The organism is Candidatus Limnocylindria bacterium (assembly GCA_036523395.1).
In the GTDB taxonomy this organism is placed as follows: Bacteria; Chloroflexota; Limnocylindria; order P2-11E; family P2-11E; genus CF-39.
This window is the reverse complement of record DATDEH010000025.1, coordinates 1-12,824: the sequence shown is the minus strand read 5'-3', so window position 1 is coordinate 12,824 and position 12,824 is coordinate 1. Positions and strand designations below refer to the sequence as shown.

The window sequence follows — 12,824 nt, the reverse complement described above, 5'->3', positions numbered from 1 at the left end:
GGCGAGGTCCGGCGAGTGGACCCTGCTCGAGCAGCTGCGTGCTTTCTACGAGGAGCCACGCACTGTGATCGTGCGCGGGCCGCAGGGCCAGCGCGGCACGCTGCTGCGGCTGGCGCCCGACGGTCGCGTCATTTGGCAGGTGGAGCTCGTCGGCACCGTTCTGAGGATGATCGGAACAGACGCCCTGCTCGCAGCAACACCGACGAACAAGGTCGAGCTGTACGACCTCAAACGCATGCTGCGCTTCGCGCCGGCGACGCCCATCAACTACGTCGTCGCCGGTGTGGTCCGCTAGCTCTTATCCGGTCTCTTGATCACGCGCAGCCCGAGCTCCTCGAGGAGTTTGTCATCCAGCTCGGCGGGCGCGTCGAGCAGCGGGTCGAAGCCGGTCTGCGTCTTCGGGAACGCGATCGTCTCGCGCGCGTTTGCGAGACCGGCGAGGACCATCACGGTCCGGTCCATGCCTGTCGCGATGCCACCCTCGGGCGGCGCGCCATATTCGAGCGCGTCGAGAAGCGCGCCGAAGCGCGTCGCGGCCTCGGCCTTCGAGATGCCGAGCACCTCGAACACGCGCTCCTGCATCGCGCGGTTGTATATCCGGATGCTCCCGCCGCCGAGCTCGTTGCCGTCGACGACGAGGTCGTATTGAGAGCTGACTGCCCTACCCGGGTCATCGCTGAACAGATGCTTCGCGTTCGCGGCGTCCAGCGGACCGGCGAAGGGGTTGTGGGAGAACGTCCATCGGCCGTCGAGCTCGCGCTCGAACATCGGAAAGGGATGGATCCACATCGCGTGATGCGTCGACTCGTCGACGAGGCGGAGCTCCTCACCCAGCTGCCGCCGCACTTCGCCGATCGATCGGCTCGCCACGCGGTACTCGGCCGCGACGGCAAGGACGAGGTCGCCGTCTTTGGCCCCCGACGTCGATCGGACACGCCCGAGCTCGTCTGCGCTGAAGAATTTGGCGACGGGAGACTTCACCTCCGAGCCGCTGAAGGCGAAAGACACCAGGCCTTTGGCGCCGCGCGTCTTGGCGATCGCGGCCCAGCCGTCGATATCCTTCCGCGACGCGTCGGCCCTGCCGGGCACGACGAGCGCGCGTACCGCGCCGCCCTGTGCGATCGCGTCCTTGAACACCGCGAAGCCGGTGCCCCGGAAGATCTCGGTCAGGTCCACTAGCTCCATCGCGAAGCGCGTGTCGGGCCGATCGCTCCCGAACCGGCGCATCGCGTCGTCGTAGGTCATCCGCGGCCAAGGCTTCTTGTGCAGAGGTTTCGCGGCAAAGCGCTCGAACACCACCGTGTAGCACTGCTCGATGACCGCCATGATGTCGTCCGGCTCGACGAAGCTCATCTCCACGTCGAGCTGGGTCAGCTCGTAGATGCGGTCCGCTCGTGGATCCTCGTCGCGGAAGCAGCGCGCGATCTGAACGTACTTGTCGATGCCGCCGACCATGAGGATCTGCTTGAGCTGCTGCGGGGACTGCGGCAACGCCCAGAACTTGCCCGGGTAATAGCGCGACGGGACGACGAAGTCGCGCGCCCCCGTCGGATCGGAGCGGATCATCATCGTCGTCTCGATCTCCCAGAAGCCGCGCTCGACGAAGAAGTTGCGGATCGCGTTCGTGACCTCGCTTCGCAGACGCATGAGGTCCTTCGAGCGCTCGCGACGCAGGTCGATGTACCGGTACTTCCAGCGGAGGTTCTCGTCGACCGGCGTTTCTTCGTTCACATAGAAAGGCGGCGTCTTCGCCTCGTTGAGGACGACGATCTCCTCGGCCGCGACCTCGACGTCACCGGTGGCGAGCTTCGTGTTGCGCGTGCCCTCGGGTCGCGGACGGACCGTGCCGCGGACCTGAAGCACCCACTCGCTCCGCACGTCCTTGATCGCGACATGCGCCTTCGGGCTGTCGGTCGCGTTCGCGACGATCTGGGTCTTGCCGTAGCGGTCACGGAGATCGATGAACGTCACATCGCCGTGGTCGCGCCGGCGGTCCACCCAGCCCGCGAGCGTGACGGTCTTTCCGACATCCACGGCGCGCAGCTCGCCGGCGGTGTGCGTGCGCAGCATCTCTAGACCCTCGGGTCCGTGAGGAAGGGCGCCTCGCCGGCAGCGCCGGGCTCGTGATCGTCGGGGTTTGCCGGCGGCTTCCAAAGCGTTGGCTTCGGATATTTCGGCGCGTGTCGACCGACCTCGGTCACCACCGCGGCCAGCTTGGTGACCCGCTGCTCCCTCTTGATCAGGTCGCGCACGATGAGGTTGCCGCCGCGCGCCTCCGGGGTGCCACGGATCACCGCGACGCTCGCGCCGTGCTTGATCGCGCTCTCGAGCTGCCTTTCGAGCGAGCGAGAGGAATAGTCGATCGCCACCCGGAAGCCCTTCTCGCGCAGCGGGTTCGCGACCTGCGTGCGATCGGCGACGTCGTCCGGCTGGCCCGACACGACGTACACGTCCGCCTTCGGTTCCTCGGCCACCCTCACTCCCTGCTGCTTCAGCGCGTAGTGGAGGACATCGACGCCCCCGGCGATCCCGGTGCCGCTCAGGTCGGGCCCACCCATCCGCCGCACCAGGCCGTCGTAGCGCCCGCCGGCCGCGACGGCGATGTCGCTGCCCTTGCGGAACTCGGGATCGGTCAGCACGAACTCTGAGACGGTGCGCGTGTAGTAGTCGAGTCCGCGCACCAGCGTCTCCACGACCTTGTACGCGATCCCCAGGCGCGTCAGTCCGTCCTGCACCTCGGCGAAGTGCTTCTTGTCCTCGTCGCACAGGATGTCTCGCAGCTTCGGGGCGCCGGCGACGATCTCGCGATCCTGCGGCTCCTTCGAATCCAGCACGCGAAGCACATTCGTGTCGAGGCGCCGCTGCGACTGCGGACTCAGCGCTTCGCGGTGCTTCGAGAAGTACTCGCCGAGCGCGATCTTGAGCTTCGCCTGGCACCCTTCGTCACCGATCGTGTTGATCTCGAGCTCGAACGCGGTGAAGCCGACCTCCGCGAACAGGCCGTTCGCGAAGTCGATGATCTCAACGTCCGCTGCGGGCTCGGGAGCGCCGTAGCACTCGAGGCCCCACTGCCAGAACTGACGGAAGCGAAGGAGCTGCGGTCGCTGTCCGCGGAACATCGGCTCCCAGTAGAAGAAGCGGATCGGCTGCGGCGACTTGTGCAGGCCGTTCTCGAGCAGCGCGCGCGTTACCGCAGCGGTGCCCTCCGGTCGAAGAGTGAGTCCGCCTTCGCCGCGCTGGCCGACCTCGTACATCTCGTACCCGACGATGTCGCTCCCCTCGCCCACGCCCTTCACGAAGACGTCGCGGTTCTCGATGATCGGCGTGCTGATCCGCGCGTAGCCGTAGCGGAGCGCGCGCGCCTGCACCACGGCCTGGAGCGCATCCATCGCAGCCGCTTCTTCGGGGAGCAGGTCCCGCGTCCCGCGGGGCGCCTGAAAGGTGGGCATCGGGAGAATGACGATATCCCGTATCGTCGGAGGCGATGAAGCGTCGCTCCGTCCTACATGGGTTCGTCGCCGGCGTTGCGCTGGCGGCCTGCGGCTCGACCGCGCAGAGCGGCGGTACCAAAACAGGAGGGACTACCACGGCAACTCCAACACCCGGCGGCAAAGCGACACAGGCGACCGTCGAGCTCGTGAAGGGCGGCTCGTTCACGTTCACACTCCGGCCGGACAAGGCGCCACAGACCGTCGAACGGTTCGCCGGGAAGGCGAACAGTGGGTTCTACAACAACCTCACGTTCCACCGAGTTGAGGACTGGGTCGTCCAGGGCGGCGATCCGAAAGGCACCGGGACCGGCGGAGACCGCGTGCCCAGCGAGTACAACGACCTCTCGTTCAAGCTCGGCGCGGTCGGCATCGCACGCGGGCAGGACCCGGCCTTCAACAATGACAGTCAATGGTTCGTCGTGAAAAAGGACTCCACATTCCTCGACAAGCAGTACACGAACTTCGGCCAGGTGACGTCGGGCATGGATGTGGTCGCCGGCATCAAGATCGGCGACAAGATCAAGTCGATAAAGATCGGGTAGGCCACTGAGCACGCGCGGCTCGATCGCGTACGCGATCGGCTTCGCCGGATTCGTCGCGGTCGCGCTCCCGCTCGACCGCGCCACATCGGCGCTGGAACAGTCCGCGCTCGGGCTCACGGCCTGGATCTTCCTCGCGGTCGCGCTCCGCCTTCAGCCGCCCGCGGTTCGCGTGCAGATCGCGACACTCGTCGTGGTCGCGACGCTGCTGGAGATCATCGGCTCGATCGTATGGGGCGCGTACCGGTATCGCCTGGAGAATCTCCCGCTCTACGTGCCCGCCGGCCACGGCCTCTTCTACCTCGCGGCGCTGCGCATCGCGTCGCTGCCTCTTCTCGAGCGCCACGCGCGGCGCATCGTGATCGCCGCCACCGCCGGTGCGACGGTGTGGATGCTCGTCGGCCTGGTGCGCCAACCGCTTCCCGACCTGCTCGGCTTCGTGACCTGGGCCATCTTCATCCGCTTCATCGTCCGCGGCCGGTATCCCCTCCTCTACGCGGTGAGCTTCGCGATGACGACCACGCTCGAGCTCTACGGCACCGGTCTGGGGATCTGGCGCTGGGCGCCGGTCCTCCCCGGCTTGTGGCTCCCGGCCGGGAATCCGCCCACTGGCATCGGCGCCGGCTACGCGGCGATGGACGCGCTCACGCGGCGGATCGTGGGTCGGCTCCGCTCGCGCGACCGGGTCACACCCGAGCTCGCGGAGGCGGTATGAGGCGCGCCGCGCTCGCGCTGGCGGTCCTCATCGTCGTCTCGTGCGGCGGGTCCGTCCCGGCGATGCGTATCACGCGCTTCTCGGCCGTGCCCGCGAACCACTATCCGGCCTTCGACCGGTCGATCGACGATGTCGCCGCCGCACCTCGCATGTCGGAACCTGTCCAGGCGCTTCCCGCGGCGCCGACGGCCCGAGTGAGCTCGGGCCCGGCGTTCGATCAGGCCGGCGCGTACTTCGTGGCCTCTGCATCGCGCCGCAGGTAGAGCGGGTGGCGCGGCGCTCCAGATCGAGTGTGTCCGAGCGCGAGGAGTCGCGCGCGCGGACCGAAGAGCCGTAGCGCCTTGGCGTCTCGACCGCGCAACACGCCATGCACGCCCCAGGCGATCACGACCGGCGACTGCGCCGCAGCCCGCAGCATGAACGCGTCGTTCCGCGGACCGACCGGATCGCGGGCCGATCGCAGTTCGCGCGGATCCGTCGCACGCAGCGCGAAGATATTGACCACCTCGATACCGCCATAGCCCCAGTCGCGGGCGAAGCCGATGCATCGTCGGATCGTCGGGTCGTCTCGGCGTGCGTCGGCCGTCGAGGGGTTGAGCATGCAGAACGCGATCGCCGGCCGCGACCGGTCCCAGCGTCGCCAGAGGCGGTAGCGGTAGCGGCCGTCACGCGAGAACGAAGCGCCGCCGGTCATTTCTCGGCGAACGGGATCACGTGCTCCTGCTCGTCGGGGTCGTTGCGCGCGACGACCGCGATGACCGGCTCGTCGTAGGGGTTCTCGGGATAGTGCGGGACACCGGGCGCGACGAAGAGGAAGTCCCCGGCCACCGTCTCCATCGAATGCTGCAGACGATCGCCCCAGTGGTGGACCGCCCTGCCACTGATCACATAGATCGCGCTTTCGAACTCGCTGTGCGTGTGCGGCTCGGCCTTCCCCTTCGGCGGAACGACGATGAGACTCAGCGAGAGGTCTTTCGCGCCCGCGGTCTTTCCCGACACGCCGAGGAAGTACGGGATCTTCTGCTTCGCCTCGAAGGCCACGGTGCTGCGCACGCGGACCGATCCGCTGTGCCCATCGATCTTCGGACCCGCGATCACTGCACGCCGCCCTTCGTCATCGGGAGCGCGTCGAGGATCTTGCGCAGCTTGTCTTCAGGCAGGACCTTCTCGTCGAGCGCGACATCGATGAGCGGTCGCCGCTCGGCGAGCGCGCGCTTCACCAGGGCCGCCGACTTCGCGTATCCGACGTGCGGCGTGAGCGCGGTCACGATGAGCGATGGGCTCGAGTCCATGAGCTCCTTCACGCGAGCTTCGTCGACGCGCATGCCCTCGATCGTCCGCGTGCGCAGCTGCCGCACCGCGTTCGCGAGGATCGTCGCGGAGAAGCACACCGCGTAGTTGATGCCCGGCATCATCACGTTCAGCTCGAGCTGCCCGGCCTGTGCACCCCACGCGACCGTCGCGTCATTGCCTATGACCTGGAAGCAGACCTGGTTGACCATCTCGGCGATCGCCGGGTTGATCTTGCCCGGCATGATCGACGAGCCCGGCTGCACCGCCGGGATCACAAGCTCGCCAAATCCGGTCCTGGGCCCCGACACGAGGATGCGGATGTCGTTGCACATCTGTGAGAGCTCGATCGAGGCGGTCCGCATGCCGCTGGAGATGCGCACGAATGGCGCCATCGACTGCATTGACGCGAACAGGTCCTTCGTCGGCACGATCGGCTCGCCGTACCACTCCGCGAGATAGCGGCAGACGCGCTCGCGGAACTGTGGATCGGCGTTCAGCCCGGTCCCCGCGGCGGTGCCGCCGATGCCAAGCTCGCACAGCTCCGTGCGGCCGGCGCGCAGACGCGCGGCGGCGCCCTTGATGCGGCTCCCCCACCCGCCGATCTCCTGCCCGTAGGTGATCGGCACCGCATCCTGCAGATGCGTGCGGCCGGGTTTGACGACGTTCGCGTACCGCGCGGCCTTCGCTGCGAGCGCGTCGGCGAGCTTGTCGAGCTCCTCGCAGACCGTCTTCGTGAGCTCGAGATGCGCGAGGCGCATCGCGGTCGGCGTCACGTCGTTCGTCGACTGGCTCATGTTCACGTGGTCGTTCGGGTTGACGTGCTCATACGTGCCGAGGCCGCCACCGCAGATCTGGTTCGCGCGATTGGCGAGCACCTCGTTCACGTTCATGTGCAGCGACACGCCCGCGCCCGAATGGAACACATCGACAACGAACTGATCCATGTGCTTTCCGGCGAGGATCTCGTCGCAGGCAGCCACGATCGCGTCGCGTCGTTTGGGCTCCAGACGACCGGCCTCGGCGTTCGCGAGGGCCCCGGCACGCTTCACGCGCACCATGGCATGAATGAACGCAGGAAAAGGTTTGTACCCGGAGATCGGGTAGTTCTCGATGGCTCGCTGCGTCTGCGCTCCCCATAACGCGTCGGAAGGGACGTCGATCTCTCCGAGTGTGTCTTTCTCCCGACGCGCCGCCATCGCGGCTTACAATAGTTGTTCCGAGTGCAGAAGAATCGCCTCACCTGGATGATCGGCGGACCCCAGGGGAGCGGCATCAACGCCTCAGCCGAAGTGTTCGCGAAGGCCTGTTCGAGGGCCGGTCTACGCGTGTACGCGAATATCGAATACCACTCCAACATCATGGGCAAGCACTCGTTCTATCGCGTGCGCGTCGACGACGAGGACATCCGCTCCTACCGCGACACGGCTGACATCCTGGTCGCGCTCGACGACGAGACGCTCACGGGCGACGGACACCATCGCCGCTGGCCGACGCACTTCGGCCATCTCCACGAGATCAACGAGGGCGGCGGCGTCATCTACGACAGCGAGATCGAGTTCAAGCCCGCGGACAGCAAGCGCACGGACCTGCGCTTCTACGCGGTCCCGTTCATGGAGATCATCAAGAAGGCGCTCGAAGAGGTCGGCAAGGGCGAGCAGGCGCGGCGCTACGAGGTCATGAAGAACACCGTGGGACTCGGCGCGTCGCTCGCGCTGTGCGACTACCCCTTCGACCTCGTCGCCGAAGTGATCCGCAGCCAGTTCAAGGGCAAGCGCTCCGAGGTCGGCGAGCTCAACGTCCGCGCCGCGCGCCTCGCCTTCGAGCACGTGAAGCAGCACGAGAGCGCGAAGGACTTCCCGTACACGCTCAAGCCCGGTGCGGAACCGAAGGCGCGCATCCTCGCGAAGGGCTACGAGATCGCCGCGATCGCGAAGCTGAAGGCGGGCTGCTCGTTCCAGACCTACTACCCCATCTCGCCCGCGACCGACGAGAGCGTGTTCCTCGAGCGGCACCAGCGCGACTTCAATCTGCTCGTCGTGCAGTGCGAGGACGAGATCAGCTCGATCAACATGGCGGTCGGTGCCGCGCACATGGGCGTGCGCGTCGCGACGGCGACGAGCGGGCCCGGTTTCGCGCTCATGGTGGAGGGCATCGGCTTCGCCTCGATCACGGAAGCGCCGGGCCCGGTGCTCGTGCTGTACCAGCGCGGCGGGCCGTCGACCGGGATGCCAACGCGGCAGGAACAGGGTGACCTGCAGTTCGCGCTGCACCCGGCGCAGGGTGACTTCCCGCACATCGTCACCGCGCCGGGCGATCTCCGCGAGTCGTACCAGGACATCTTCTCGGCCTTCAACTGGGCGGAGCGTTACCAGATGCCGATCATCGTCCTGTCGGACAAGAAGCTCGCGTCGGTCTACACGACGATCGACAAGCTCGAGCTGAAGTACGACAAGATCGATCGCGGCGAGCGCTTCAGCGGCAGCGAGTGGACCGCCGTCGACGCGAAGGGCCCGAACGACAGCGCGAACGGTCACAACGGCAAGGACGGCAAGGCCGTCCAGGAATACCTCCGGTACGCGCTGACGAAGGACGGCATCTCGCCGCGCAGCCGGCCGGGCATCGCGGGCGGACGTTTCTGGGTGACATCGGACGAGCACGACCCTGATGGGCACATCACCGAGGGCGTCGAAATGCGCATGGCGATGATGCATAAGCGCATGGGCAAGCTCGCGCTCGCGCAGAAGGCGATCCCCCAGGATCAGCAGTACACGCTGCACGGACCCGCGGACGCCGAACTCACGGTGCTCGCATGGGGCTCAACGAAGGGCACGATCCTTGACGCGATCAAGGTGCTCGAGGGTCGGGGCAAGAAGATCAACTTCCTGCAGTGCCGGCTGATGAAGCCGTTCCCCGCTGAGGCGGTGGGCAACATCCTCCGCAAGGCGAAACGGATCGTGAGCTTGGAGGAGAACTACTCGGGGCAGCTCGCGTCACTCGTGACCGAGCACACCGGCGTGATCATCAAAGACCGCATCAACAAGTACGACGGCCGGCCGTTCAGCGAGGACGAGGTCGTGCGTGCGCTCGAGAGTGCGTATGTGGGTGGCAAGGCCGAGCCGGTGGTGACGCATGTCCGTTAACACTCCGGTGAAGCTCACGATCAAGGACTACAAGTCCGAGCTGCATAACGATTGGTGCGCGGGCTGTGTCGCTCCCGACACGCGCATCGTCATGGAAGACAGCACCAGCAAACCGATCGGCGAAGTCAAAGTCGGCGATCGCGTACTGGGACATGACGGCAAGGGTCACGTGGTCACGGAGGTCATGTCACACGAGCATCCCGACACCCTTCACCGTGTGCGCGTAAAGAGCTTCGGCGAGCTGTTCATCACGTCCGATCACCCGATGTACGTCGTCCGACGCCAGCGCCGCAAGCGCGTGAATACGAGCTGGACTCCAGAGTGGGTCCCAGCCGGAGAGGTCCGGCCCGGCGATTACTTGGCGTATCCACGTGTCACCGCGGGCGTCGACATTGAGTCCTTGCCGCTGGCTTACACGAGGAAAAAGAAGGACACTCGGAGCAAGCCGCTGCCTGGAACGATCACTGTCAACGATGATTTCCTGCGGCTCGCCGGCTACTACGTGGCGGAAGGCTATCGGCACGAGCGCTCGCTCGTGATGACGTTTGGCTCCCACGAGCACCCCCTGATCGATGATGCCGTCGCTTTGGTCGGCAAGGTCAGCGAACTCAGTGCCCGAACTGTCGACCGGAGCGATAAGGGATCGGTCGACGTCTTGGTCGACTCGAGCTACCTGGCTGAGATCTTCTCCGAATGGTTCGGATCGGGTGCGGAGAGCAAGCGGATCCCTGAACCACTGATGTCTCTACCCGCTTCACGTCAACGAGAGCTCATTCGCGGACTCTGGCTGGGCGATGGATGGCGCAACGACACGAAGGGCCACTTCAAGACGATCTCGGCGGTCCTTGCGCAGCAGGTGAAGACGCTTCTCATCCGCCAGGGCGCGGTTCCGACCATCAGCCCTCAGCCCGCGCGCCCGGGTCACCGGAGGGCATACGCGGTCGAAGTTGTCAGTGTTCGCGACTACAACATCGTGAGATCGATCCTCGGCGAGCCGCTGCGCGAGCGTGGCAAGGGCAAGCCGCCCATGTGCATCGACGAGAGTTACGTCTACCTGCCGATCAGGAAGAACGAGGTCGTCCCCTACGACGGGATGGTCCACAACCTCGAGGTGGCTGACGTGCACTCGTACGTGACCGAGGCTGGCGCGCTTCACAACTGCGGAGATTTCGGCATCCTCACCAGCATCCAGATGGCGCTCGCGCAACAGCAGCTCGACCCCGACAAGGTCGCGGTGTTCTCGGGCATCGGCTGCTCTGGAAAGACCCCGCACTACATCAACGCCTACGGGTTCCACACGCTGCACGGCCGCGTCCTGACGGTCGCGACCGGCGCGCGTCTCGCGAATACGAACCAGACGGTGCTCGCGCTCGGCGGCGACGGCGATGGGTACGGCATCGGCGCCGGCTACTTCGTCGGCGCGGGCCGTCGCAACGTCGACTTCGCATACATCGTCCACAACAACAACGTCTACGGACTCACCAAGGGCCAGGCGTCACCAACGCTGGCGAAGGGCAAGAAGACGAAGTCGATGCCCGAGCAGTCGATCCAGGACGGCATCAACCCGGTCGCGATGGCGATCGCCTCCGGCTACACGTTCATCGCGCGGGCGTACGCGCTCGAGCCGAAGTACACCGCAGGCATCATCGCGCGCGCGATGCAGCACCGCGGCGCGGCGCTGGTGGACGTGCTGCAGACGTGCCCGACGTACAACGACCTCTACACGAAGGAGTGGTATGAGGGCGCGGATCTTCCCGAGAAGCGCTCGCGCCTGTACAAGCTCGAGGAGCAGGGTTTCGACGGCAAGGTGCAGGACCCGACCGACAAGCAGGAGATCATCGCGAAGAAGGCCGCCGCGGTCGCACGAAGCTACGAGGACGAGCCCATCCCGATCGGCGTGTACTACGAGATCGACCTCCCGACGTACGAGGACGAGGTCTTCCGCCGGATCCCGGCTCTGAAAGAGACGCCGCTCGTAGACCAGAACTCCTTCGAGCGCGACGTCAACCCGCTCCTCGAGGCGATGCGCTAGCAGCCCCGGTTCAGCGGTCGCCCGCGGCGCCGGGCAGCACGCGAGCGGTCGCCACCATCGAGGACATCGTCTCCGCGAATCCCTGCGCGAGATCGACGTGACGGGCGTCCCTGCCGCTCACCCAGTACGCGAACGGCCACAGCGCGACGATCCCGCCAACGGGTTGCTCGCCGCGCGGGAGCGAGATGTGGACCACGCCTGCGCGCCCGCCCACGGTCGAGACTCCGATCTTCGCGTCGTCGGTCGAGAGCGCGGCCACGAATGTCCCTTTGTCGGCCACCGCGAGGCCATCGCGCACAAGGCCGCCCTCGCGGAAGGCCGCGAAACGTTCGCCATCGCGCGTCTCGGCGGCGAGGCGTGCGAGCGTCCCATCGCCTCGTCCGACAAGGGCGCTGCCGCCGGGGAGCATGGCCGCGGCGACGAGTGGACCAAGGGCGGGGTCCCAGGTGAACGTCGTCCCGCCGCTCGTGCCCTCGGCGATCCGCAGCACGCCGCGCTCGTAGCAGGCGACCGCGGTGCGGCCGCCCCCGACAAGGAGGCGATCGCCGCAATCGGCATCGAGCCGACGACCAAGAGGCTCCAAGGTCACGTGGTCGAAGGCCTCGGCGACGCGCCGCCCGCCGGAGTCGAAGAGAACAACGAGGGATCCAGACGCCGGGTCGGAGGCGATCGCCCCATGGCCGATGCCCGTTGCAAGCAGGCGGCGGCCGCGCTCGATTCGCGAGCCGCGCTCGCCGCCGCTCCCCATGTCGAACGACCGCAGGCGCGTCCCATCCGGCGCGTCGTCGACGACGAACAGCTTGCCGTCGATCGAAGTCGTGACCTGCGCCTCGCCCGATGTGGGGATCGTGTACCTGGTGTAGTGGTTGAGGAGCGCGATCGCGCGAACGCCATCGCTAGCGACCACGAAGAATGTTGCGGCGGGGAACGCGCCCATCATGTCGCTGACGTCGATCGTCGCCGTCGGCACGGCAGCGGGCGTTTTCTGCGAGGGAGCGGGGAGCGTCGCCGCTCCCTCGCAGCCGAGGATGAGGAGGACCGCTCCGAGGAGGAGCCTCCGCACTAGACCGTCCGCGTCCGCGGCTGTCGCCGGGCGATGAGCAGGACAATCGCGGACCAGAAGCCGATCGCGATCAGCATGAACGGCACCGCGCCGATCGTGTAGCTGAGGGTCTCGCCGACGGCCTGCTCGGGTGCGGCGACGGGCAGGTCGCTCGTCGCGAGCGGGGTCGTCGCCGCGATCGTGTTCACATCGATCGTCACATCGAATGAGAACTCGCCGAACTGCACGAGACCGGAGTACACGGCGGCACGGAACGGATAGAAGACACCGGCGTACAGCGCGCCGTCGCCCGACTGGCTCACCAGCTTGAGCGGGACGTCGAGGCACTTCGTGCGCTCGCGGTCGGTCTGCATGATCACGGCGAGCCCGGTCGTCGGGAACGCCGCGCCCGGGTCACCACGTCGCGCGGTCACGACCAGCGTCACCGGCTTGCCCTCGGACCACGGCTGGCCATCGGGTGTCTGGACCGAGACGCCGTCGACGCACGTGGGACATTTCGCCGCGGCGGGCGCCGCGAAGGATGCGAGGGTCAGGAGTGAAATGACGAGCGC

13 protein-coding genes are annotated in these 12,824 nt (G+C 66.8%); 6 read left to right on the top strand and 7 right to left on the bottom strand.

Translation table 11 applies throughout. From position 1 onward, the window contains the following. On the top strand, positions 1 to 295 hold a 295-nt coding region (locus VI056_03400; protein ID HEY6202067.1), incomplete at its 5' end, for a hypothetical protein. Here the strand turns inward: VI056_03400 and aspS are convergent. After that, positions 292 to 2,070, bottom strand: coding sequence for an aspartate--tRNA ligase (gene aspS / locus VI056_03395; protein ID HEY6202066.1), 1,779 nt, complete (start codon positions 2,068 to 2,070; stop codon positions 292 to 294). The genes VI056_03400 and aspS overlap by 4 nt on opposite strands. 2 nt (positions 2,071 to 2,072) lie before the next feature. Next, on the bottom strand, positions 2,073 to 3,449 hold the full coding sequence (gene hisS / locus VI056_03390) for a histidine--tRNA ligase (protein ID HEY6202065.1): 1,377 nt from the start codon (positions 3,447 to 3,449) through the stop codon (positions 2,073 to 2,075). Positions 3,450 to 3,484: 35 nt separating this feature from the next. Between hisS and VI056_03385 the strand changes: the two genes are divergently transcribed. The 3 genes from VI056_03385 to VI056_03375 all read left to right on the top strand — a co-directional run bounded on the left by VI056_03385 (position 3,485) and on the right by VI056_03375 (position 5,008). Beyond that, on the top strand, positions 3,485 to 4,033 hold the full coding sequence (locus VI056_03385; GenBank protein ID HEY6202064.1) for a peptidylprolyl isomerase: 549 nt from the start codon (positions 3,485 to 3,487) through the stop codon (positions 4,031 to 4,033). 169 nt (positions 4,034 to 4,202) lie between these two features. After that, complete coding sequence (locus VI056_03380) at positions 4,203 to 4,745, top strand: hypothetical protein (GenBank protein HEY6202063.1); 543 nt, start codon at positions 4,203 to 4,205, stop codon at positions 4,743 to 4,745. After that, a complete protein-coding gene (locus VI056_03375) occupies positions 4,742 to 5,008 on the top strand; it encodes a hypothetical protein (GenBank protein ID HEY6202062.1) in 267 nt (88 codons plus the stop codon). The genes VI056_03380 and VI056_03375 overlap by 4 nt, the downstream gene beginning before the upstream one ends. Here VI056_03375 and VI056_03370 read toward each other — a convergent pair. The 3 genes from VI056_03370 to VI056_03360 are packed head-to-tail and all read right to left on the bottom strand — an operon-like array spanning position 4,963 to position 7,234. After that, positions 4,963 to 5,439, bottom strand: a complete 477-nt coding sequence (locus VI056_03370; GenBank protein ID HEY6202061.1) for a DUF1643 domain-containing protein — start codon at positions 5,437 to 5,439, stop codon at positions 4,963 to 4,965. The genes VI056_03375 and VI056_03370 overlap by 46 nt on opposite strands. Further along, positions 5,436 to 5,843, bottom strand: a complete 408-nt coding sequence (locus tag VI056_03365; protein ID HEY6202060.1) for a cupin domain-containing protein — start codon at positions 5,841 to 5,843, stop codon at positions 5,436 to 5,438. The genes VI056_03370 and VI056_03365 overlap by 4 nt, the downstream gene beginning before the upstream one ends. Then, positions 5,840 to 7,234 (bottom strand): aspartate ammonia-lyase, encoded by a 1,395-nt coding sequence (locus VI056_03360; protein ID HEY6202059.1) that lies wholly within the window; start codon positions 7,232 to 7,234, stop codon positions 5,840 to 5,842. Before VI056_03360 ends, VI056_03365 begins: the two co-directional genes overlap by 4 nt. Positions 7,235 to 7,258: 24 nt before the next feature. On the opposite strand from VI056_03360, the gene VI056_03355 reads away from it, so the two are divergent. Both VI056_03355 and VI056_03350 read left to right on the top strand, forming a co-directional pair. Continuing rightward, the gene (locus tag VI056_03355) at positions 7,259 to 9,178 is read left to right on the top strand and encodes a 2-oxoacid:acceptor oxidoreductase subunit alpha (protein ID HEY6202058.1); all 1,920 of its coding nucleotides are present in this window, start codon (positions 7,259 to 7,261) and stop codon (positions 9,176 to 9,178) included. Continuing rightward, a complete protein-coding gene (locus VI056_03350) occupies positions 9,168 to 11,210 on the top strand; it encodes a thiamine pyrophosphate-dependent enzyme (protein HEY6202057.1) in 2,043 nt (680 codons plus the stop codon). The genes VI056_03355 and VI056_03350 overlap by 11 nt, the downstream gene beginning before the upstream one ends. A 10-nt stretch (positions 11,211 to 11,220) precedes the next feature. Here the strand turns inward: VI056_03350 and VI056_03345 are convergent, their stop codons facing one another. Both VI056_03345 and VI056_03340 read right to left on the bottom strand, forming a co-directional pair. Next, positions 11,221 to 12,273 (bottom strand): hypothetical protein, encoded by a 1,053-nt coding sequence (locus VI056_03345; GenBank protein HEY6202056.1) that lies wholly within the window; start codon positions 12,271 to 12,273, stop codon positions 11,221 to 11,223. Continuing rightward, positions 12,273 to 12,824 (bottom strand): hypothetical protein (locus tag VI056_03340; GenBank protein HEY6202055.1); only part of this gene is annotated, 552 nt, incomplete at its 5' end. The genes VI056_03340 and VI056_03345, both read right to left, overlap by 1 nt.

Coding starts and splice junctions, on each gene's coding strand:
- aspS (HEY6202066.1), bottom strand. CDS start 2,070: ATGCTGCGCACGCACACCGCCGGCGAGCTGCGCGCCGTGGATGTCGGA.
- hisS (HEY6202065.1), bottom strand. CDS start 3,449: ATGCCCACCTTTCAGGCGCCCCGCGGGACGCGGGACCTGCTCCCCGAA.
- VI056_03385 (HEY6202064.1), top strand. CDS start 3,485: ATGAAGCGTCGCTCCGTCCTACATGGGTTCGTCGCCGGCGTTGCGCTG.
- VI056_03375 (HEY6202062.1), top strand. CDS start 4,742: ATGAGGCGCGCCGCGCTCGCGCTGGCGGTCCTCATCGTCGTCTCGTGC.
- VI056_03370 (HEY6202061.1), bottom strand. CDS start 5,439: ATGACCGGCGGCGCTTCGTTCTCGCGTGACGGCCGCTACCGCTACCGC.
- VI056_03360 (HEY6202059.1), bottom strand. CDS start 7,234: ATGGCGGCGCGTCGGGAGAAAGACACACTCGGAGAGATCGACGTCCCT.
- VI056_03350 (HEY6202057.1), top strand. CDS start 9,168: ATGTCCGTTAACACTCCGGTGAAGCTCACGATCAAGGACTACAAGTCC.